25 protein-coding genes are annotated in these 22023 nt (G+C 59.1%); 2 read left to right on the top strand and 23 right to left on the bottom strand.

Annotated elements, in window-relative coordinates; translation table 11 throughout:
• Positions 1–45: 45 nt before the first annotated feature.
• Complete coding sequence (locus ACOCLD_RS07800; protein WP_422911465.1) at positions 46–429, top strand: MerR family DNA-binding protein; 384 nt, start codon at positions 46–48, stop codon at positions 427–429.
• Here ACOCLD_RS07800 and ACOCLD_RS07795 read toward each other — a convergent pair.
• From ACOCLD_RS07795 to trmJ, 21 genes are all read right to left on the bottom strand, one after another.
• Positions 426–1226: an amidohydrolase gene (locus tag ACOCLD_RS07795; RefSeq protein ID WP_422911464.1), complete on the bottom strand. Its 801-nt coding sequence runs from the start codon at positions 1224–1226 to the stop codon at positions 426–428. The two genes, ACOCLD_RS07800 and ACOCLD_RS07795, sit on opposite strands and share 4 nt — an antisense overlap.
• On the bottom strand, positions 1214–2362 hold the full coding sequence (locus ACOCLD_RS07790) for a pyridoxal phosphate-dependent aminotransferase (RefSeq protein WP_422911463.1): 1149 nt from the start codon (positions 2360–2362) through the stop codon (positions 1214–1216). Before ACOCLD_RS07790 ends, ACOCLD_RS07795 begins: the two co-directional genes overlap by 13 nt.
• Positions 2363–2467: 105 nt before the next feature.
• Entirely contained in the window at positions 2468–3940 is a 1473-nt protein-coding gene (gene der, locus ACOCLD_RS07785; protein WP_422911462.1) for a ribosome biogenesis GTPase Der, read from the bottom strand.
• 127 nt (positions 3941–4067) lie between these two features.
• Positions 4068–5219: an outer membrane protein assembly factor BamB gene (gene bamB, locus ACOCLD_RS07780; RefSeq protein ID WP_233684520.1), complete on the bottom strand. Its 1152-nt coding sequence runs from the start codon at positions 5217–5219 to the stop codon at positions 4068–4070.
• Positions 5212–5793, bottom strand: coding sequence for a tetratricopeptide repeat protein (locus tag ACOCLD_RS07775; protein ID WP_392540465.1), 582 nt, complete (start codon positions 5791–5793; stop codon positions 5212–5214). The genes bamB and ACOCLD_RS07775 overlap by 8 nt, the downstream gene beginning before the upstream one ends.
• Positions 5794–5893: 100 nt before the next feature.
• Entirely contained in the window at positions 5894–7183 is a 1290-nt protein-coding gene (hisS, locus tag ACOCLD_RS07770) for a histidine--tRNA ligase (RefSeq protein WP_422911461.1), read from the bottom strand.
• A gap of 9 nt (positions 7184–7192) precedes the next feature.
• Positions 7193–8311, bottom strand: a complete 1119-nt coding sequence (gene ispG, locus ACOCLD_RS07765; RefSeq protein ID WP_422911460.1) for a flavodoxin-dependent (E)-4-hydroxy-3-methylbut-2-enyl-diphosphate synthase — start codon at positions 8309–8311, stop codon at positions 7193–7195.
• Position 8312: 1 nt separating this feature from the next.
• The gene (locus ACOCLD_RS07760) at positions 8313–9326 is read right to left on the bottom strand and encodes a RodZ domain-containing protein (protein WP_422911459.1); all 1014 of its coding nucleotides are present in this window, start codon (positions 9324–9326) and stop codon (positions 8313–8315) included.
• Positions 9326–10084, bottom strand: coding sequence for a type IV pilus biogenesis/stability protein PilW (gene pilW / locus ACOCLD_RS07755; RefSeq protein WP_422911458.1), 759 nt, complete (start codon positions 10082–10084; stop codon positions 9326–9328). Before pilW ends, ACOCLD_RS07760 begins: the two co-directional genes overlap by 1 nt.
• 13 nt (positions 10085–10097) lie before the next feature.
• The gene (gene rlmN, locus ACOCLD_RS07750; RefSeq protein ID WP_257777344.1) at positions 10098–11246 is read right to left on the bottom strand and encodes a 23S rRNA (adenine(2503)-C(2))-methyltransferase RlmN; all 1149 of its coding nucleotides are present in this window, start codon (positions 11244–11246) and stop codon (positions 10098–10100) included.
• Between the two features lie 23 nt (positions 11247–11269).
• Positions 11270–11701 carry a nucleoside-diphosphate kinase gene (gene ndk, locus ACOCLD_RS07745; RefSeq protein WP_090248631.1) on the bottom strand — a complete coding sequence of 144 codons (432 nt, stop codon included), beginning with the start codon at positions 11699–11701 and terminating at the stop codon, positions 11270–11272.
• A 94-nt stretch (positions 11702–11795) separates the two neighbouring features.
• Positions 11796–11996 (bottom strand): Fe-S cluster assembly protein IscX, encoded by a 201-nt coding sequence (gene iscX, locus ACOCLD_RS07740; RefSeq protein ID WP_233683943.1) that lies wholly within the window; start codon positions 11994–11996, stop codon positions 11796–11798.
• Positions 11997–12010: 14 nt separating this feature from the next.
• Positions 12011–12352 carry an ISC system 2Fe-2S type ferredoxin gene (gene fdx / locus ACOCLD_RS07735; RefSeq protein WP_257777343.1) on the bottom strand — a complete coding sequence of 114 codons (342 nt, stop codon included), beginning with the start codon at positions 12350–12352 and terminating at the stop codon, positions 12011–12013.
• A 2-nt stretch (positions 12353–12354) separates the two neighbouring features.
• The gene (gene hscA / locus ACOCLD_RS07730; RefSeq protein ID WP_422911457.1) at positions 12355–14220 is read right to left on the bottom strand and encodes a Fe-S protein assembly chaperone HscA; all 1866 of its coding nucleotides are present in this window, start codon (positions 14218–14220) and stop codon (positions 12355–12357) included.
• A gap of 48 nt (positions 14221–14268) precedes the next feature.
• Positions 14269–14790, bottom strand: a complete 522-nt coding sequence (hscB, locus tag ACOCLD_RS07725) for a co-chaperone HscB (RefSeq protein WP_233683940.1) — start codon at positions 14788–14790, stop codon at positions 14269–14271.
• A 7-nt stretch (positions 14791–14797) separates the two neighbouring features.
• Positions 14798–15121, bottom strand: coding sequence for an iron-sulfur cluster assembly protein IscA (gene iscA, locus ACOCLD_RS07720; protein ID WP_090248639.1), 324 nt, complete (start codon positions 15119–15121; stop codon positions 14798–14800).
• A gap of 12 nt (positions 15122–15133) precedes the next feature.
• Positions 15134–15520 (bottom strand): Fe-S cluster assembly scaffold IscU, encoded by a 387-nt coding sequence (gene iscU, locus ACOCLD_RS07715; RefSeq protein WP_040261926.1) that lies wholly within the window; start codon positions 15518–15520, stop codon positions 15134–15136.
• A 47-nt stretch (positions 15521–15567) separates the two neighbouring features.
• Positions 15568–16782: an IscS subfamily cysteine desulfurase gene (locus ACOCLD_RS07710; protein WP_422911456.1), complete on the bottom strand. Its 1215-nt coding sequence runs from the start codon at positions 16780–16782 to the stop codon at positions 15568–15570.
• A 48-nt stretch (positions 16783–16830) separates the two neighbouring features.
• On the bottom strand, positions 16831–17322 hold the full coding sequence (iscR, locus tag ACOCLD_RS07705) for a Fe-S cluster assembly transcriptional regulator IscR (RefSeq protein ID WP_233683938.1): 492 nt from the start codon (positions 17320–17322) through the stop codon (positions 16831–16833).
• Positions 17323–17461: 139 nt separating this feature from the next.
• Complete coding sequence (gene cysE, locus ACOCLD_RS07700) at positions 17462–18238, bottom strand: serine O-acetyltransferase (RefSeq protein ID WP_422911455.1); 777 nt, start codon at positions 18236–18238, stop codon at positions 17462–17464.
• Positions 18231–19004 carry a tRNA (cytosine(32)/uridine(32)-2'-O)-methyltransferase TrmJ gene (gene trmJ / locus ACOCLD_RS07695; RefSeq protein ID WP_422911778.1) on the bottom strand — a complete coding sequence of 258 codons (774 nt, stop codon included), beginning with the start codon at positions 19002–19004 and terminating at the stop codon, positions 18231–18233. The genes cysE and trmJ overlap by 8 nt, the downstream gene beginning before the upstream one ends.
• 142 nt (positions 19005–19146) lie before the next feature.
• Here trmJ and suhB point away from each other — a divergent pair, with 142 nt between their 5' ends.
• Positions 19147–19962, top strand: a complete 816-nt coding sequence (gene suhB / locus ACOCLD_RS07690) for an inositol-phosphate phosphatase (protein WP_422911454.1) — start codon at positions 19147–19149, stop codon at positions 19960–19962.
• Between the two features lie 271 nt (positions 19963–20233).
• On the opposite strand, the gene ACOCLD_RS07685 is transcribed toward suhB, so the two are convergent.
• Together ACOCLD_RS07685 and ACOCLD_RS07680 are read right to left on the bottom strand one after the other, a co-directional pair.
• Positions 20234–21259, bottom strand: coding sequence for an IS110 family transposase (locus ACOCLD_RS07685; RefSeq protein WP_422911453.1), 1026 nt, complete (start codon positions 21257–21259; stop codon positions 20234–20236).
• A gap of 120 nt (positions 21260–21379) precedes the next feature.
• Positions 21380–21907, bottom strand: coding sequence for a glycine zipper 2TM domain-containing protein (locus ACOCLD_RS07680; RefSeq protein WP_422911452.1), 528 nt, complete (start codon positions 21905–21907; stop codon positions 21380–21382).
• Positions 21908–22023 lie beyond the last annotated feature (116 nt).

Raw genomic sequence — 22023 nt, 5'->3', positions numbered from 1 at the left:
GCAGGCTAAACTGTCGAGCACACTCTACAGTCAAGCGGGTTTTGCATGCGCATTGGTGAACTGGAAAAACGCAGCGGTGCCAGCCGCCATACCCTGCGTTACTACGAGAGCCTGGGGCTGATCAGTGCCCTGCGCCGCGACAATAATTACCGCGAATACAGCCTGCAGACGCTGCATGACCTGGGCTTTATCCAGCAGGCGCAGAGCATGGGCTTCTCCCTCGGCGAGATCGGCGAAATCCTTCGCGCACGGCGCGAGCAACAACTCGACTGCGCTCAGGGCGCAGCCCTGGTCAGTCGTAAACTGGCCGAGGTGGAGCAGAAAATTGCTGAGCTACAGCAGCTGGGTGATTTTCTGCGCAGCGAGAAACTGCGGCTGGAAGCCAGCGCCGCCGAACAGGCGGCCTTGGCCAGACGCCGCCCGCGCTAGCAGGAAGCACCCTGCACGAACTCGTCGGCATCCAGATACGCCGGGAACCGCTGCCGATAGGCAGCCAGTCCAGCGGCGTTGAGGTGGATACGGAACACCCCATCCGCAGCCCCGGGCTCCAGCAACGGCTCACCCTGATAATCCAGCACCTGACTATCGCCACTGTAAGCGTGGCCCTTACCGTCCTCGCCGATACGATTGACCGCCGCCACATAGCACAGGTTTTCGATAGCCCGCGCCGGTAGCAGGCGATTCCAGTGATGGCGCCGCGCAGCCGGCCAATTGGCGGTGTAGAGCAACAGATCAGTATTTTGCGGGTCACGGCTCCACACCGGAAAGCGCAGGTCGTAGCAGATCAGCGGGCGCACCTGCCAACCCTTCACCTCCAGCACCACCCGCTGTTCACCCGCGCTGTAGTGCTTGTGCTCGCCAGCCATGCGGAACAGATGGCGTTTGTCGTAATGCGCCACCGTGCCATCCGGGCGTGCCCAAAGCAGGCGATTACGGTAAGAACCATCGGTTGCCTGGATAATCAGGCTACCGGTGACCACGGCCTGCAACGCCTGAGCCTGTTCGCGCAGCCACTGGCTGGTGGGGCCTTCTTCAGGCTCGGCCTGTGCGGCGGAGTCCATGGAGAACCCCGTGCTGAACATCTCCGGCAGCACGATCAGATCGGCACCGCGCGCCTGCTCCAGCAGGGCGGTGAAATGCGCACGATTAGCGGCAGGATCCTGCCAGACCAGGCGGGTCTGGATCAGCGCCAGTTCAAGATCAGGCAACTGGCTCAGATCGCGCATAGCTTTTCCGCCGCCTGACGCAGGGTCTTTTCGCGCTTGGCAAAGCAGAAGCGCACCAGGCGCAAGTCCTTGGGTGGTGCCTGGTAGAACACGGAAATCGGAATCGCTGCGACACCCTGCTCGCGGGTCAACCACTCGGCCATGACCACATCATCCAGGTCGGGACGAATAGCCGAATAGTCGACCAACTGGAAAAACGTGCCAGCCGCGCGGGTAAAGGTAAAACGCGAGGCCTCCAACAGGTCACAGAACAAGTCACGCTTGGCCTGATAGAAAGCTGGTAGCTCGTCCACATGCTCAGGGTGCTCGGCCATATAGTCGGCCAGCGCCCATTGCAGCGGCGTCACGCCACAAAAGCTGACGTATTGGTGCACCTTGCGCAGTTCGGCACTCAGGGCTGGCGGCGCCACCACATAGCCGGTCTTCCAGCCGGTCACGTGATAGGACTTGCCGAACGAGCTGATCACGAAGGCCCGCTGATACAGCTCGTCATGGGCCAGTACGCTGACGTGTGCCACGCCATCGAACACCAGATGCTCATACACCTCGTCACTGATCAGGTGGATGTCGCGGCCACGAATCAGCGCCGCCAGCTGATCCAGCTCGGCCTTGGAAATCAGCGCACCGCTCGGATTATGCGGGGTGTTGAGGATGATCAGACGGGTCTTGGCGCTCAAGGCATCCTGTAGACGCTGCCAGTCAATGCTGAATCCTGGTAACGCCAGAGGCACATGAATGCAACGCCCGCCGGCCAGTTCAACCGAGGGCTCGTAGCTGTCATAGCTGGGGTCGAAAACGATCACCTCGTCACCAGGGCGTACCAGCGCCTGCACCGCACAGAAAATCGCCTGAGTCGCTCCGGGCGTAATAGTGATTTCGCTGTCAGCGCTGACACTGCGGCCATAACTGCGCGCGATCTTCGCCGCCACCTGTTCACGCAGGGCTGGCAAACCAGTCATCGGCGCGTACTGGTTATGCCCGGCCGCGACATGTCGACTGACCGCTTCGCGCAGCCCCTGCGGGCCATCAAAATCCGGAAAACCCTGGGACAGATTGAGCGCCCCGGTTTCTGCAGCGAGCTGCGACATGCGGGTAAAAATCGTAGTGCCAACATTTGGCAGCTTGCTGATGATCATCGAGGCGGCATCCGGCTTAAGCGCTAGTGATGGCGCAGAATAGCCGATACCCCAGAGACGCAAAAGGCACCCGCAGGTGCCTTTATAGAGCGTTTGAATCCAAGCTTAGCGCTTGTCCTTGCGCTTCTTCTCGGCTTTCTTGTGGTGACTCATCAGACGGCGTTTCTTGTTCACCTGACGATCCGTGAGGGTGTTCTTGTTACCCTCATACGGGTTATCGCCCCCCTTGAACTCGATGCGGATCGGCGTGCCGACCAGCTTGAGCACACGCCGGTAGGTGTTTTCCAGATAGCGAACATAGGACTTGGGCACCGCATCGACCTGGTTGCCGTGGATCACGATCAGCGGCGGGTTGGCGCCACCCAGGTGGGCGTAACGCAGCTTGATGCGACGGTTGTTGACCATGGGCGGCGCGTGATCGCTGACGGCGTCCTCAAGAATCTGCGTCAGGCGGTTGGTTGGCCAGCGGGTGATCGCCGATTTAAACGAGGCCTGCACCGACTTGTACAGGTTGCCCACGCCGGTGCCGTGCAGCGCCGAGATAAAGTGGATATCGGCGAAGTCGACGAAGAACAGCCGGCGCTGCAGCTCGGTCTTCACATAGTCACGCTCGCTCGGCTCCATGCCATCCCACTTGTTCAGCGCGATGACCAGAGCGCGACCGCTTTCCAGCACGAAGCCGAGCAGGTTGAGGTCATGATCGACCACCCCTTCGCGGGCATCCATGACGAACACCACGACGTTGGAGTCCTGAATCGCCTGCAGGGTTTTCACCACCGAGAACTTTTCCACCGCCTCGAAGATCTTGCCGCGGCGGCGCACGCCGGCGGTGTCGATCAGGGTGTACTTCTCGTCATCACGCTCGAAAGGAATGTAGATGCTGTCGCGGGTGGTGCCGGCCTGGTCATACACAATGACCCGTTCTTCACCCAGCATGCGGTTGACCAGGGTCGACTTACCGACGTTGGGGCGACCGATGATCGCCAGCTTGATGCCGTCCTTCTCGCTGGGGCCGGGAATGCGCTTGGCCTCCTGGCCTTCAAGCACTTCTTCCTCTTCCTCACCCTCTTCCGGCTCGGTAGCATCCTTGGGGAAGGAACCCAGCACGGCTTCGAGCATCTGGGTGATGCCACGGCCATGGGCACCGGCGATCGGCAGGGACTCGCCCATGGCCATGCTGGCAAACTCAGCGCGCGCCAGGTCAGTGTCGAGGTTGTCGACCTTGTTGATCACCAGGAAGCTGCGCTTGTTACGGCGACGCAGGTGCTCGCCAATCATCTGATCGGAGGCCGACAGACCGGCGCGGGCATCCACCAGGAACAGCACGGCGTCGGCTTCTTCGATCGCCTGCAGCGACTGCTCGGCCATCTTCGCGTCAATGCCTTCCTCGTCACCGGAAATACCCCCGGTGTCGATGACGATATAGGTTCGCCCCTGCCACTTGGCCTCGCCGTATTGACGATCACGGGTCAGACCAGACAGGTCGCCGACAATCGCGTCACGGGACTTGGTCAAGCGGTTAAACAGGGTGGACTTGCCGACGTTCGGGCGGCCCACCAGGGCAATTACGGGAACCATTAGGCTCTCCACTTCGTTATTTCAGAAAATACAAAAGCCGCTGCAGGGGCAGCGGCCGGAATTCATTGCGTGGGCCATGCTGCGACACCTCAGGTGTTGTGCAGCATAGCCAACGCTCAGCGCAACATTACTTGATGGTCAGTGCCACCAGGTTGCCGCCGTTGCCAAAGGCATACAGCCAGTCACCCACCACCAGCGGACGAGCACGCAGGCCGTCGCTGTCGATACGGGTACGACCGACGAATCGACCATCAACCTGGCTGACCAGGTGCAGATAGCCTTCCAGATCACCGAAGGCGATGTAGCTGGAGAACACTTCCGGTGCCGACAGCTGACGACGTGCCAGGGCATCGTTGCTCCACAATGCCGAAGCCGAACGCTCGTCGATACCTTCAACAGTACCGCTGGCCAGGCTTACGTAAACACTGCCGTAACCCTGAGCAACGCCGACCGAACTGGACGCTTCACGCTGCCAGAGGATTCGACCGCTTTCCAGATCCAGCGCCGCAACACGGCCCTGGTAACTGACTGCATAGAGGGTGCCGGCCGAGAGCAGCAAGCCACCGTCGATGTCGACCACACGATCCAGTTCCGAACGACCTTGCGGAATCGCCACACGCTGTTCCCAAACCGGGATGCCGCGCTGCGCGTCCAGAGCAATCACCTTGCCGGTGGACAGGCCGGCAACCGCCAGACGGTTGGTCAGCACCGGGCTGCCAGTACCGCGCAGGGTCAGCACGGCCGGGGTATTTTCAAAGATCCAGCGCTGCGCGCCAGTGCTGATATCCAGAGCGATCAGGCGATCATCCTGAGTCTGTACCAGCACCACATCGCCATTCAGTGCCGGCGCTGCCAGCACTTCACTAGTCACTCGGGCACGCCACTTCTCTTCACCGGAGGCGCTGTCGAGGGCGATGATTTCGCCTTTCAGCGTGCCAACCACCACCAGGCCATAGCCGGCAGCCACAGCACCAGAGACCGGCAGTTCCAGATCAGCTTTCCAGATGACCTTGCCGTTCATGCGGTCCATGGCCACAACCAGACCTTCGACGTCAGCCGCATAGATCTGCTCGCCATCAATTGCTGGCACCAACATGTTGAAGGTTTCGCCCTGGCCTTCGCCAATCGAACGACTCCATTCCTTCTGCAGGCGCACCTCTTCCTCGAACTTGGGCAGATCGGCCGGCGGCAGTTCCTTCTTGCTATTGCTGCTGCAACCTACGGCCAGAACGGCCAGGGCCAGCAGTGCGGCATTCTTCCAGCGCATCACGTCACGCATCCCCTTTTGCCAGATCATCCAGCTTCATTTGCAGACCACCGACAGCCGCATCCTCAGAGAGCGCAGCCTTGGCTTTTTCGTAGGCGGCGTGCGCATCGTCGGCACGGCCGAGTTGCACCAGCAGATCACCCTTGAGTTCTTCCCGGCTGGCGGCAAACGCCGGTGCGACTTTGGCATCCAGCAGTTTCAGGGCTTCTTCAGCCTTGTCCTGAGCCGCCAGAACGCGTGCCAGGCGCTGACGCGCCAACTCGCCCAGGCTGTCATCCGCCGGTTTGTCGACAATCGCCTGCAACTCGCTGGCAGCGTCGTCCAGCTTGCCGGCCTCGACCGCCACCTTGGCCACGAACAGGCGACCATATTGAGCGTAATGGCTACCGGAGTAATCATTCTTCAGGGTGTTGGCCAGCTCAGCCACTTTACCGGCATCTGGTTTACCGCTCGGGTCCAGGGCTGCTTCCAGCAGCTGCTGATACACCAGCGAAGCACCGTAGGACTGATTGCTCTGATACTTCTGCCAGCCCTGCCAGCCGAATACCACCACGAGGGCCAGCACGACGCCGGTCAGCAATGGCATGCCATTGCGCTGCCACCAGTCCTTGATTACGGCCAGTTCTTCATCATCAGTACGCGAAACCACCCCAACACTCCTATTCGCTAAATCACTCAACAGACGCTCAGGCCTGATTGGCGCAGTTCGCCAGGTGATCGGCCAATGCCGACCAGGCAATATCTTGTTGCTCGCCCTGACCGCGCAGCGGCTTGCAACCTACCATTTGCTGAGCCAGTTCGTCTTCACCCAGAATCAAGGCATACAAGGCCCCGCTCTTGTCGGCTTTCTTGAACTGACTCTTGAAGCTCCCCGCGCCGGCATTCACCTGCAGACGCAGCCACGGTAACTCGTCACGCAGACGCTCGCTGAGCGCCAAGGCCTCCAATTCGGCCGGCTCACCAAAAGCACAGAGGTAAACATCGACGGTACGAGCAATTTCAGCCGGTACTTTACCTAGAGTTTCGAGCAACAGCACCAACCGTTCGATGCCCATGGCAAAACCCACGCCTGGGGTCGGCTTGCCGCCCATCTGCTCAACCAGACCATCGTAACGACCACCGGCACACACAGTACCCTGGGAACCGAGCTGATCGGTGACCCACTCGAATACGGTCTTGCTGTAGTAATCCAGCCCACGCACCAACTTGGGGTTGATCACATAGGGCACACCGGCGGCATCCAGACGGGCTTTCAGCCCTTCGAAATGCACACGGGATTCTTCATCCAGGTAATCTGCCAATTTCGGTGCATTGACAAGCAGGGCCTGGGTTTCCGGCACTTTGCTGTCCAGCACGCGTAGCGGGTTAGTTGCCATGCGGCGACGACTGTCTTCATCCAGCTGATCGGCATGGGCCGTCAGGAACTCGACCAGCGCATCACGGTACACCGCACGCGCGGCACTGGTGCCCAGGCTGTTGAGTTCAAGCTTGACTGCATCACGGATGCCCAACAGGCCCCACAGACGCCAGGTCAGGGCAATCAACTCGGCGTCAATATCCGGGCCATCGATATTGAAGACTTCCACACCGATCTGATGGAACTGGCGGTAACGACCTTTCTGCGGACGCTCGTGGCGAAACATCGGGCCGATGTACCAGAGTTTCTGCGTCTGCCCACCGCCGGACAAACCATGCTCAAGCACGGCACGCACGCAGGCTGCAGTGCCTTCCGGACGCAGCGTCAGGGAGTCGCCATTACGGTCATCGAAGGTATACATCTCTTTTTCGACGATATCGGTGACTTCACCAATCGAGCGTTTGAACAGCTCGGTAAACTCAACAATCGGCATGCGAATCTGCCGATAGCCATAACCGTCCAACAGACTGGCGACTGCACCTTCAAAATAACGCCAAAGCGGGGTCTGCTCGGGCAGGATATCGTTCATGCCACGAATGGCTTGCAGGGGCTTGCTCACTTCAATTCCTTAGCTGTCTTGGCTGCGCACGATAACCGCGGCGTCAGCAGCAACCTTGTCGGCTGCTTTCTGGCGGATGAGCTTTTCCAGCTCATCGACCAGGTTGTCATTACCCAGCTTGTGCGCCGGCTTGCCATCGATATAGATCAGGTTGGGCGAACCACCGGTCAGGCCGATATGGGCTTCCTTGGCTTCGCCAGGGCCGTTGACCACGCAGCCGATCACTGCAACATCCAACGGGACGAGCAGGTCTTCAACACGCTGCTCCAACTCGTTCATGGTTTTCACCACATCGAAATTCTGCCGCGAGCAACTCGGACAGGCGATGAAGTTGATGCCACGGGAACGCAGGCGCAGGGACTTGAGGATGTCGAAGCCGACCTTGATCTCTTCCACCGGGTCAGCAGCTAGAGAGATGCGAATGGTGTCGCCAATCCCCTCGGCCAGCAGCATGCCCAGACCGACTGCCGATTTCACCGTACCCGAACGCAGGCCTCCGGCCTCGGTGATACCCAGGTGCAGCGGCTGCTCGATCTGCTTGGCCAGCAAGCGATAGGCCTCGACAGCCATAAAGACGTCGGAGGCCTTCACGCTGACTTTGAAATCCGGGAAATTCAGCCGATCCAAGTGTTCGACATGACGCAAGGCAGACTCAACCAGCGCCTCTGGCGTCGGCTCGCCGTACTTTTTCTGCAGATCCTTTTCCAGCGACCCGGCGTTGACGCCGATGCGGATTGGAATGCCCTTGTCGCGCGCAGCATCAACCACTGCACGTACGCGGTCTTCACGACCGATATTGCCCGGGTTGATACGCAGGCAATCGACGCCAAGTTCGGCTACACGCAAGGCAATCTGGTAGTCGAAGTGGATATCGGCCACCAGCGGCACGCGCACCTGCTGCTTGATTCGACCAAACGCCTCAGCAGCGTCCATATCCGGCACGGAAACCCGCACGATATCGGCGCCAGCATCTTCCAGGCGACGAATCTGCGCCACGGTGGCGGCTACATCATTGGTATCGCTGTTGGTCATGCTCTGCACAGCGATGGGCGCATCACCGCCCACCGGCACCGAGCCAACCCAGATTTTACGTGAAATGCGACGCTTGATTGGTGACTCGCAATGCATGTTACTGCCCACCCAACTTCAGACGCGCGGTTTCACCGGAGATAAACGGCGCTACATCGACTGGATTGCCATTCAGGCTGACCTGGGCGCCACGGGCAAAACCCAGACGCAATTCCAACGGCGCCTTACCGGCCAACTCCAGGCTATCGCCTTTACGTTTAAGGGCACTGAACAACACCTTGCCGTTGGCATCGGTTAGCTGAGTCCAGCAATCAGCAATAAAGGTCACACTGATCAGTGCTTCACCAGCCGCCAGCTGAACTGGCGCAGCAGGTGCCGGCTGGGGAGCAGCCACAGCCGACGGTGCAGGCTCCTCAGCGGCTGCGGCTTCAGTTACGGCTGGAGCCGCAACCGGGGTTTGCGGTGCCGCAGTGGCCGGATCGACAGCGGCGGCCGGCGCGGTAACAGCCGGATCGGCAGCAGCCTCAGCTACGGCAGTGGCACTTTCATCCAGCAGCGGTTGCAAAGTTTCAGCCTCGGCCTGAGCCGCCTCTACCGCTTGGTCTTCGGGCTCATCCAGCGGATGAATCTGCGTTGTGCCATCAGCGCCGTCGACTTCCACATGCTCAAGGCTGGTCGCGGCGAGATCTTCCGCACGACGCTCAGCCTGCTCCTGCCACCAGAAGAAGCTCAAACCGGCCAAGGCCAGCAGCAAGACAAAACTGACCATACGCAGCACACGCTGCGAATAACTCACCGGCTCTTCGATACGGTTCAGGCTATGCACGCTGCTGCCTGCAGCATCGCTACCGGTAAATTGATCGAACTCCAGCACCAGACGATTCTGGTCTACTTCCAGCAACTTGGCGTAGGCGCGCACATAACCACGGGCAAAGGTATTGCCCGGCAACTTGTCAAACGCCCCCTGCTCGATTTGGCTCAGGCGTTGCGGCGTCAGGTTAAGCTGGCCAGCAACCTCGGCAATGGTCCAACCGCGACTCTCACGAGCCTTGCGCAACGTCTCACCCGGGTTGATACGGGGAACTGCTAGCACTTCTGGATGCGCCGCTTTCATCACTGCTCCGACAGGTATTGCTGATATTCCGGGGTGCCCGGATAAAGCCGTTTCAACTGCAAACCGAGGCTCGCGGCATTGTCACGCTCCTCAAAAACCTTCGCTAAACGCACGCCAAGCAACAGGCTGCGCGCATCATGGGGCGCCAGAAGCAGATAGCTCTCGTAGTAACCGCGAGCCGGAACGTATTGCCTATCGTCAAAGGACAGCAAGGCCATTTCCATCAACGCACGCGGCTGACGGCTGTTAAGACGCAGGGAGCGTTCAAAGTAAGCCTTGGCCTGCTCGCGCTGTTGCAACTGCAAGGCAGTCAAACCCAGGTTTTCGAAAATCCGTGAGCGCTCGGGGTAAAGGTTGTCCTGAGCCGCCTGGGTATAACGCTCCATCGCCTCCTGATAACGCTTTTGCTCGAACAAGAAGCTGCCGTAATTATTCAGTAGACGGGCATCATCACGGCGCTGCGAAATGGCCTTGCGAAAATGCTCATCAGCCAGCTTCGGCTCCATCTCGATCTGGAAGACCAGGGCCAGTGCGGCATGCGCATCCGCATTTGAGGAGTCGAGTTCCAGCGCCTTTTTCAGCGGAACCTTGGCGCGTTCGGTTTCCCCTTGCTGCAGATACCCAATACCCAGTTGCACATAAGCATCACGGGCTTCTTCACGGCCCTTGTCGGTTTTCATCGGATCAACATTGCCGGTCGAGACACAACCGGCTAACAGACTGGCGGCCAACAGCAATAACGCGGGACGCAAGGTCATGGGTATCCTCCCCTCAGGTTCGATTGGCGGCGGAACTCGGCGTTTCGGCCTCGCTACTCAACTCACGCACAGCAATATAGCGCTCACTACGGCGGGTACGGTCCATAACCTGGCCAACCAACTGACCGCAGGCGGCATCGATGTCTTCGCCGCGCGTAGTGCGCACGGTGACATTGTGCCCGGCTTTGTGCAGCAGATCCTGGAAACGGCGGATGGCATTGTTGCTCGGCCGCTCGTAGCCCGAGTGCGGGAAGGGATTAAACGGAATCAGGTTGATCTTGCAAGGCACATCTTTGAGAAGTGCGATCATTTCCTCAGCGTGCTCGGGCTTATCGTTTACATCCTTGAGCAGGGTGTACTCGATAGTCAGCACGCGTTTCTCGCCAAGGCGCGAGACATAACGTTTGCACGCCGCCAGCAGCATCTCCAGCGGGTACTTCTTGTTGATCGGCACCAGCTGATTGCGCAGCGCATCGTTTGGCGCATGCAGTGACAGCGCCAGGGACACGTCGATCACTTCGCCGAGCTTGTCGATCATCGGTACCACGCCTGAGGTGGACAGTGTCACCTTGCGTTTGGAGATACCGTAACCGAGGTCGTCCATCATGATCTTCATGGCGGCGACGACGTTGTCGAAATTCAGCAGCGGTTCACCCATGCCCATCATCACCACGTTGGTGATGGCACGGTCGATCTTCGCCGGCACGCTGCCGAACGACTTGTTGGCGATCCACACCTGGCCGATGACTTCGGCAGCAGAAAGATCGCTATTGAAACCCTGTTTGCCTGTCGAGCAGAAACTGCAATCCAGTGCACAACCCGCTTGCGACGACACACACAAGGTGCCACGCGAGCCCTGGGGGATGTACACGGTTTCGACACAGCTGCCTGACGCCACTCGCACAACCCACTTGCGCGTGCCATCAGTGGAAATATCTTCACTGACCACTTCCGGGCCGCGGATTTCAGCAGAGGCCTCGAGCTTCTCGCGCAAGACCTTGCCGACATTGCTCATGGCGGCGAAATCATCGACGCCAAAGTGGTGAATCCATTTCATCACCTGACCGGCACGGAAACGCTTTTCCCCGATGCTTTCGAAGAATTGTTCCATCTCTGCCAGGGTCAGCCCCAGCAGATTGATTTTACCGGTCGATGCAGTCATGGCTTCACCCTCACCCGATTCGCTTAGCGAATGCGTGCGCAAACTTCGGTGGCAGCGAAGAAGTAAGCGATCTCGCGGGCAGCGGAAGCTTCCGAATCGGAACCGTGAACAGCGTTCTCGTCGATGGAAACGGCGAAGTCAGCACGGATGGTGCCGGCAGCTGCTTCTTTCGGGTTGGTAGCGCCCATCAGTTCACGGTTGGCCAGAACAGCGTTTTCGCCTTCCAGAACCTGAACGATAACCGGACCGGAAGTCATGAATGCAACCAGATCCTTGAAGAAGCCACGCTCGCTGTGCTCAGCGTAGAAGCCAGCAGCTTCGCGCTCGGACAGTTGAACCATTTTCGAAGCAACGACGCGCAGGCCAGCTTTTTCGAAACGAGTGGTGATCTCGCCAACAACGTTTTTAGCAACGGCATCAGGCTTGATGATGGAGAAAGTGCGTTGAACAGCCATGTGAAACTCCAGAAACAATGATTAAAGCGAAAAATTAAACCCGCGAATTATACGCGGGTTCCGGTTAAATGCGTAGGGCGCGACACAAGCCGTATCAGTCGGCTTCTTCGATCCAGGCAGCCTGGACAGCTTCCAGGACTTTCTCACCACCACGCTGCGGATCGTCACTGAACTCCGGCAACGCCAGAATCCACTTATGCAGATCAACAAAATTCACGTAGCGAGGATCCACCTCAGGTTTGGACTCTGCCAATTGAATGGCGATCTCCAGAACATCAACCCACTTCAGACTCATAACAACTCCTGAACTCAGTGCGGTGCTTCAGCGGCGTGATTGAGTGAGTACTTGGGAATCTCGACGGTCAGATCCTCAGTACCGACAACCGCCTGACAGGACAGACGCGACTGCGCTTCAAGGCCCCAGGCCTTGTCGAGCATGTCCTCTTCCAGCTCATCGGCCTCGGCCAGCGAATCAAACCCCTCACGAATAATGCAGTGACAGGTGGTGCAGGCACAGACGCCACCGCAGGCACTCTCGATCTCGATGTGATGCTCATGCGCCACCTCAAGCACCGACGTGCCAGGCTCGACTTCAACCACCAGCCCTTCCGGACACAATACGGCGTGAGGCAGAAAAATGATCTGCGGCATGCTTATTCCTCAATCTCATCAAGACTACGGCCAGCCAATGCAGCCTTGACCGTGGCATCCAGACGACGCGCAGCAAAGGCATCCGTCACCTGGGTCAAACGTTTGGTTTGCTGCTCGATCGCCAAGCCATCAGTACCTGCCATCAAGTCACGCAACTGCTGCATCTGCGCCTCGATTGCCAGGCGCTCATCAGCATCCAGCAGGCGCTCACCATCAGCCAGTAACGCCGCCTCGACAGCTTCCAGCAGACGCTGAGCATCGACCTGCTGCTCGCGCAACACACGGGCGACCTTGTCATCGCCAGCGTTCTTGAAGGAGTCCTGCAGCATGCGGGCGATTTCACCATCGGTCAGCCCATAGGACGGCTTGACCTGAATGCTCGCCTCGACGCCCGACGCCAGTTCACGCGCAGCAACACTGAGCAGACCATCGGCATCCACCTGAAAGGTCACGCGAATCTTCGCCGCACCGGCGACCATTGGCGGAATACCGCGCAACTCAAAGCGCGCCAGCGAGCGGCAATCGCTGATCAGCTCGCGCTCACCCTGCAGTACATGCACCATCATGGCCGTCTGACCATCTTTATAGGTGGTGAAGTCCTGGGCGCGCGCCACTGGAATGGTGGTATTGCGCGGAATCACCTTCTCCATCAGCCCGCCCATGGTTTCCAGGCCGAGCGACAGGGGAATCACATCCAGCAGTAACAACTCTTCACCTTCGCCGCGCTTGTTGCCGGCCAGGGCATCAGCCTGAATCGCCGCACCAATGGCCACCACCTGATCAGGGTCGATATCGGTCAACGGCTCACGGGCGAACAACTCGGCAACCGCCTGACGCACACGTGGCACCCGAGTGGAGCCGCCAACCATCACTACGGCTTCAACTTCATCCAGCTCAATACCGGCATCGCGCACTGCACGGCGACAGGCCTTGAGGCTGCGCGCCAGCATGGGCTCGATCAACGTATCGAACTGCTCACGACTCAACTGGCCAGTCCAGCCGGCATAGCTGAGGCTTGCCGAAGCACTGTCAGTCAGGGCTTCTTTGGCGGCACAGGCAGCCTCCAGCAACAAGCGCTGCTGTGCCGGATCGAGATCAGAGGAAATACCGGCCTGCTCAACTATCCAGCCAGCGATTGCATGATCGAAGTCATCGCCACCCAAGGCACTGTCACCACCAGTGGCCAGCACTTCAAACACACCGCCAGTCAGACGCAGCACGGAAATATCGAAGGTACCGCCACCCAGGTCATAAATAGCGACCACGCCCTCGGCATGCTGATCCAGGCCATAAGCGACTGCTGCGGCAGTCGGCTCATTGAGCAGACGCAACACATTCAAGCCAGCCAGGCGCGCAGCATCCTTGGTGGCTTGACGCTGCGAATCATCGAAATAAGCCGGCACGGTGATCACCGCACCGACCAGCTCGCCACCCAGAGCCGCCTCGGCGCGCTGACGCAGCACCTTGAGAATGTCGGCGGAAACCTCAACCGGGCTTTTCGGGCCCTGCACGGTCTCGATAAACGGCATATGCGATTCGCCGCCGACAAAACGGTACGGCAGCTGCTCGCCAAGCTGTTTGACATCCGCCAGGCCACGACCCATCAGGCGCTTGACCGACAACACGGTATTCAGCGGGTCAGCCGAAGCAGATGCCTTGGCCGCCTCCCCCACCTCAGTGCGACTGGCGTGGTAACGCACAGCGGACGGCAGAATGACCTGCCCGGCAGCATCGGCCAGTGGCTCGGACAGGCCGCTGCGTACAGCAGCGACCAGCGAATTGGTGGTACCCAGATCAATCCCCACGGCCAGTCGACGCTGGTGTGGCTGGGGGCTTTGTCCGGGCTCAGCGATCTGCAGTAAGGCCATGATTAATCAGTGCTTAGGTATCAGGTACGCGGCAAGGGCATACCAGCGTTAATCGTCGAGGCGCTCTTCCAGCTGGCGCACCTCGTGAGAGAGCTTGTCGAGAAACTGCATGCGACGCATCAGGCGCTCGGCCTCTTCGCGCCGCGCCGCATCATCCCAACAAACGGCAAAACTTTCGTTGAGCTCATCCTGAGCCACTTTCAGACGCCGCTTGAATTGCGCCACGCCGGCCAGATCAGCGCTCTCATGCAGTTCTTCCAGCTCTTCACGCCACTGCATCTGCTGCATGAGAAAGCCGGGATCCTGCACAGTGACTTCCAGCGGCAACTCCGGGCCACGCAGCGCCAGCAGATAACGCGCACGCTGCGGCGCATTCTTCAGGGTCCGATAGGCTTCATTAAGGCTGGCGGACTGCTCCAGCGCCAAGCGCTGCTCGCGCTCGGAGGCATCCGCAAAGCGGTCCGGGTGGACATGCCGTGCCAGCTCACGGTAACGGCTGGCCAACAACTCCTGATCCAGGCGAAAGCCTGGCTGCAGGTCAAACAATGCAAAGTGACAAGGACTGCCCACACGCGCCTCAGATATTGAAGCTTTCGCCGCAGCCACATTCGCCGCGCACGTTCGGGTTGTTGAACTTGAAGCCTTCGTTCAACCCTTCCTTGACGAAATCGAGCTCGGTGCCATCGAGGTAGACCAGGCTCTTGGGATCGATGATCACCTTGACGCCATGATTCTCGAACACCTGATCCTCGCTGGCGGCCTCATCGACAAACTCCAGCACATAGGCCAAGCCGGAACAGCCCGTGGTGCGCACACCCAGACGAATACCTTCGCCCTTGCCGCGCCCCTCAAGCGAGCGACGCACGTGCTGAGCGGCAGCTTCGGTCATGCTGATAGCCATCGACAAACCTCCTTAGAGCAAGCCTTTCTTCTGCTTGTAATCGCGCACTGCGGCCTTGATGGCGTCTTCGGCGAGTACCGAGCAGTGAATTTTCACCGGCGGAAGGGCCAATTCCTCGGCCAACTGGGTGTTCTTGATGGTTTCGGCTTCATCCAGAGTCTTGCCCTTCATCCACTCGGTGGCCAGGGAGCTGGAGGCGATTGCCGAACCGCAGCCGTAGGTTTTGAACTTGGCGTCTTCGATAACGCCCTGCTCGTTGACCTTGATCTGCAGACGCATCACGTCACCGCAAGCCGGCGCGCCGACCATGCCAGTGCCGACGTCCGGGTCTTCCGCGTCCATCTTGCCGACGTTGCGCGGGTTTTCGTAATGGTCAATGACCTTTTCACTGTAAGCCATGCTGGTATTCCTTCCTCATCAGAGAGTCGCTCTTGCTCGGCGACTACTTAGTGCGCCGCCCACTCGATCTTGGAGATGTCGACACCGTCTTTGTACATATCCCACAGCGGCGACAATTCCCGCAGCTTGGTGACTGCCTCGCATACTTTCTGCGCGGCGTAATCGACTTCTTCATCTGTGGTGAAGCGGCCGAAGGTAAAGCGGATGGAGCTATGTGCCAGCTCGTCATTGCGACCCAGGGCGCGCAACACGTAGGACGGTTCCAGAGAGGCCGAGGTACAGGCCGAACCGGAGGAAACCGCCAGATCCTTGAGCGCCATGATCAGCGACTCGCCCTCAACGTAGTTGAAGCTGAGGTTGAGGTTGTGCGGCACACGGGCGGCCATGCTGCCATTGATGTACAGCTCTTCCAGACCATCAACCTGCTTGAAGAAGCGCTCACGCAGGGCCAGGATGCGCTGGTTTTCCTGATCCATTTCTTCCTTGGCAATGCGGAACGCTTCACCCATACCGACGCACTGGTGAGTCGCCAAGGTACCGGAACGCATGCCGCGCTCGTGGCCACCGCCATGGGTCTGGGCTTCCAGGCGCACACGCGGCTTGCGGCGCACGAACAGCGCACCGACGCCTTTCGGGCCATAGGTTTTGTGCGCAGAGAAGGACATCAAATCGACCTTGAGGGCCTCCAGGTCAATCGCAACTTTTCCAGTGGATTGCGCCGCATCAACGTGGAAGAACACGCCGCGCGAACGGGTCAGCTCACCAATCGCTGCAATGTCATTGATGGTGCCGATTTCATTGTTTACATGCATGACCGACACCAGAATGGTGTCTTCACGCAGCGCCGCCTCTATCATGGCCGGAGTAATCAGACCATCTTCGCCCGGCTCAATGTAGGTGACTTCAAAGCCTTCGCGCTCAAGCTGGCGCATGGTGTCGAGCACCGCTTTGTGCTCGATCTTCGAGGTGATCAGGTGCTTGCCTTTCGTCTTGTAGAAGTCGGCAATGCCCTTGATTGCCAGGTTGTTGGACTCGGTAGCACCGGACGTCCAGACAATCTCGCGCGGATCGGCATTGACCAGCTCAGCCACCTGGCGGCGAGCATTCTCAACCGCTTCCTCAGCCTTCCAGCCAAATACATGAGAGCGAGACGCCGGGTTACCGAAATTGCCATCAACCAGCAGGCATTCGCTCATCTTTTGCGCAACACGCGGATCAACCGGCGTGGTGGCGGAATAATCGAGGTAAATCGGCAATTTCATCAACTTTCTCCTAATCAGGTCTCAGGCCAGCTGGCCAGCGCCTTGCGCTCAATCAACGGCGGACGCTTCGATCTTATCCAGAAACGGCGTCCTGCCATTGCAGCGGCGCTGATCCTGGCGCTGGGCTACTTCCTGCACTTCACGACGGGTCACCAAGTCAGCCAGACTGATGCCGCTGAGGAATTCGTGTATCTGCTGGCTCAGGTCGCACCACAGGTGGTGGGTCAGGCAGGTATCGCCTGCGTGACAGTCACCCTGCCCCTGACAGCGGGTAGCATCGACCGATTCATTGACCGCATCGATCACTTCAGCCACCTGAATACCGCGCATGTCGCGTGACAACTGATAACCGCCACCCGGCCCACGCACACTGGACACCAGATTGCCGCGCCGCAGCTTGGCAAAGAGTTGCTCCAGGTAGGAAAGGGAGATGCCCTGCCGCTCGGAAATATCAGCCAGGGACACCGGCCCACGCTGTGCGTGCAGCGCCAGATCGAGCATGGCGGTGACGGCGTAACGGCCTTTGGTGGTTAATCGCATAAGGGCTTACCGCGTGATCGCAATATGCCGCGATTATCCAATTCCCGAGCATTTAAGTCAACTATAAGACCTAGTACGTTAGTCGGGATTAAGCAGCGCAAGGGGCGCGCATCATAGCAAACCACCACCCCTCACACCATCATGCCGCCGGCTTATCCGCGCCTTTGACCACACCCGCGAAATCTTCGTCACGCAACTGCGGTAAATCTTTGGCGCAATAATCACTGCCCAGAGACTTGAGGGCACCACACATACCCTCCAGACGCCCATCCACCGCATGCAGATGATCCAGCAACTGACCGATGGCACGCGCGACCGGATCCGGCATGTCCTGGCTCACGCCATAAGCATCGAACCCAAGCTTTTCGGCAATCGCCTGACGCTTAGCCTCCCGCTCATCATCCACTTTGAGAATGATCCGCCCCGGAATACCTACCGCTGTAGCGCCCGCAGGCACCTCCTTGGTGACCACCGCATTGGAGCCGATCTTGGCACCGGCACCGACCGTAAACGGCCCCAACACCTTGGCGCCCGCCCCCACCACCACACCATCCTCCAGCGTCGGGTGGCGTTTGCCCTTGTTCCAGCTGGTGCCGCCAAGAGTAACCCCCTGATAGAGCGTTACATCATTGCCAATCTCAGCTGTCTCACCAATGACAATGCCCATACCATGATCGATAAAGAAGCGCCGACCAATCTTCGCCCCAGGATGGATCTCGATACCCGTGAGCCAGCGACCGAAGTTTGATACCACGCGCGCCAACCACTTCCAGCCAGACGCCCACAAAGCATGCGCTACACGGTGCAACCAAACAGCATGCAAACCCGGATAGCAGGTGACCACCTCAAACGCATTGCGCGCCGCCGGATCGCGATGAAACACACTCTGAATATCCTCTCGCATGCGCTCAAACATCTGCCTTCTCCCGCTTATGGTGCTCACCGCGCGCCGCCTTGATGGTCTCGGTCAAAATGCCGCGCAATATATTCATTTCCAGCTTGCTGACTGAACTACGCCCATACAGACGACGCAGGCGGCTCATCAAATGCCGTGGCCGGAGCGGATCAAGAAACCCGATCTCAACCAGCGCCTGCTCCAGATGGCGGTAAAACGACTCCAACTCGTCCGCCATCACCGGCTCATCACCCTCCTCAACCACCGACACCTGCTTTAGGGGCTGCCCCTCGCTCGCCAACCAGGCCACCCGCACCTCGTAGGCCAGCACCTGAACCGCCGCCGCCAGATTCAAGGAACTGAACGCCGGATCAGAGGGAATGTGCACATGGTATTGACAGCGCTGCAGCTCCTCATTGGTCAGGCCGGCATACTCACGACCAAACACCAGGGCGACCTGCGCGCCTTGCCGCGCCTGCTCACAAGCCGTTACACCACACTCGCGCGGCTCCAGCATCGGCCAGGGAATATGCCGATCCCGGGCACTGGTGCCGAGCACTAGCCGACATCCAACCAGCGCTTCCTCAAGGGTGCCGACCACTTGCGCACCCTGAAGAATATCCGTAGCCCCGGACGCTCTCGCCACGGCCTCATCACTGGGGAACTCCTGCGGATCCACCAGCACCAACTGCGACAAGCCCATATTTTTCATGGCCCGCGCCGCGCCGCCGATATTTCCCGGATGACTGGTACCCACTAACACGACGCGAATATTTTCCAGCACCACAAACACCCACAGAACATGACGTCAGGCGACAAATCTTACATAAGCAACCCGCCTTGCGCCACGCAAGGCGCAGGTTGCACTTCAACCGCCGCACTTTTCTGCTAGAATGGCCGGCTTTCTTTAACGACCCAGGTGAACATCCATGCAGCCCATGCTGAATATCGCGCTGCGCGCAGCCCGTAGCGCCGGCGAAATGATCTTCCGCTCGACCGAACGCTTGGACGTCATCTCGGTCGACGAGAAAGAAGCCAAGGACTATGTGACTGAAATTGATCGCTCTGCCGAGCAACTGATCATTCAGGCCCTGCGCAAAGCCTTCCCGAACCACGGCATCCTCGGCGAAGAAAGCGGGCTGAGTGAAGGCAGCGGTGAGGGCGCAGACTACCAGTGGATCATCGACCCACTGGATGGCACCACCAACTTTATCCGTGGCATTCCGCATTACGCCGTCAGCATCGCCTGCAAATACCGTGGCCGCCTTGAGCACGCCGTGATCATCGACCCGGTTCGCCAGGAAGAATTTACCGCCAGCCGCGGCCGTGGCGCCGCTCTCAACGGTCGCCGCCTGCGCGTGGGCAATCGCAAGAGCCTGGAAGGCGCCCTGCTCGGTACCGGTTTCCCATTCCGCGACAGCCAGATGGACAACCTGGAAAACTACATCGGCATGTTCCGCAGCCTGGTCGGCCAGACCGCCGGCGTACGCCGCGCTGGCGCAGCGAGCCTGGACCTGGCATACGTGGCTGCCGGCCGCTTCGACGCCTTCTGGGAGTTCGGCCTGTCCGAGTGGGATATGGCTGCAGGGGCCTTGCTGATTCAGGAAGCGGGCGGCCTGGTCAGCGACTTCAGCGGCGGCCACGACTTCCTGGAAAAGGGTCAGATCGTAGCCGGCAACACCAAATGCTTCAAAGCCGTACTGACGGCCATTCAGCCGCACCTGTCGGCTTCGCTGAAACGCTAAGCAGCGACCACAAAAATCTATGGTCACCCCCATTTTTGCAATACTGATCAGCGATGGGTGTTTGGCTTGCTTAAATCTATCCGGCGTCAATATGGGGCATGCCCCGCGCCACGATGAGAGTCGCACCTGGTGATCCTGAAAAGCGGGGCGGCTTCTTAAGCCGATTTTTGTGTCAGGTTCTTCACCAGGCCGGTAAGCCGTTCACGTCATCTGTTGTTCAGCTATCGCAAAACCTGAAAGGGTGCTTCGTGGTACTGCAACATCAACAGGGTCAGGCGGCGTAGCTGCATGGCCCTGTTTCATAACGACTGTGCTGCGTGGCAATGGCCCAGGCGATACGCGCCAGTTTGTTCGCCAGGGCACAGGCCACCACATTCGAGTGGCGTCGGCAGAGCAGGCTGCGCACCCAATTGGCCAGTGCGCCGCGCTGATGCTCTAGCCGCAACATATAGACCCGCGCGCATTGCACTAGAAGTCGGCGCAGGTTCTTGTCGCCGCGCTTGCTGATACCCAGCAGGTTGGCACGCCCTCCCGTGCTGTACTGCCTCGGCACCAAGCCGACGGACGCGGCAAAGTCTCGACTGCTGGCGTACTGCTTACCATCGCCCATCTCGGCCGCCAGCACACTGGCTGTAATTGGACCTACGCACGGGATCGTCAGCAATCGGCTGCCCAGATCGTCCTCATTCACCTGACTGGCGACTTCCTTGTCCAGCGCTTTGATCTGTTCATCCAGATAGGTGAAGTGCTCATGCAGTCGCTGCAGTAGTGCGGACAGACGCACGGGCAAAGCACGCTCAGCCAGTACGCTAGGCAAGTGCCTAATGACCGCCTTACCCACTGGCAGGCTGATGCCGAATTCCAGCAGAAACCCATGCAGTTGGTTGATGGCTTTGGTACGGTCACGAATCAACGACTCGCGCAGACGATGCAACACCGAAAGGGTCTGCTGGGCTTCGTTTTTCGGGGTTACGAAACGCATCGACGGCCTGGAAGCCGCTTCGCAGATGGCCTGGGCATCGATGAAATCATTCTTGTTGCCCTGCACAAAGGGCCGCACGAATTGCGGATAAATCAGCTTGGCCTCATGCCCTAGCGCTGTAATTTCGCGTGCCAGGCAGTGCGCGCCGGCACAGGCCTCCATCACCACCGTGCACGCGGACTGATTAGCGAGCAGACGCAGCAGCTTCTGGCGAGTGGTCTTCCTACGAAATACCTCGAGTCCGCTGCTGTCCTGAGCATGCAAGTGAAAACTGTGTTTGCCCAGATCGATGCAGATCAATGCTGCTGGCTTCATGGCGATGGCCTCCTGAATAAAAACACCCTGCGAAAGGCTAGCCTTCGCAGGGTGTCGGGGGTGACCATCTCATTAGCGCCCTGCGGGGCGCTTTTTTGTGCCTGGAGAAACTGCCGGTCTTTAGTCCACCAGCACCAACTGGCCATCACGCACCGGAATCTGCCGACCTGGGTCACTGGCCATACGTACCTGACTAATCTTGCCATCCAGTTCGTACTTGACGTCATAGCCCACCAGTTTCTCACTGGTATCAGTCACCGTGCTGCAACGGGTTTCCGTGGTGGTGTAGGTATCACGACTCTGCAGATGCTCTTGCGCCTTGTTGCCGGCATAGCCACCGCCGACCGCACCGGCAACCGTTGCCAGTTTCTTGCCGCTACCACCACCGACCTGATTACCCAGCAGACCACCGACCACCGCACCAATCGCCGTACCGGCGATTTGATGCTCATCCTTGACCGGCGCCTGACGCGTCACGGCCACATCCTTGCAGACCTCGCGCGGGGTCTTGATGGCTTCCTTTACGGGCTTCACGGCTAGCACTTCGGCATATTGCGGCGCACTGACCAGGCTATAAGTCGCCACAGCGCCACCCGCTGTCACACCGACCGCACCCAGTACCGCACCTACCAACATTGACTTGTTCATGCACGCCTCCTTCGACCTATCGCTACGGCGCTTATCGCACCTTACTCCCAGCCTTGGAGCATAAAAAAACCGGGCAAGTTCAACACTTGCCCGGTCTATTCAAGCATTTGCGATGG

It is taken from the genome of Pseudomonas cimarronensis, from assembly GCF_049331905.1.
Classification (GTDB): domain Bacteria; phylum Pseudomonadota; class Gammaproteobacteria; order Pseudomonadales; family Pseudomonadaceae; genus Aquipseudomonas.
The sequence above is the reverse complement of the archived record's forward strand: the minus strand, read 5'-3'. Positions and strand labels throughout refer to the sequence as shown.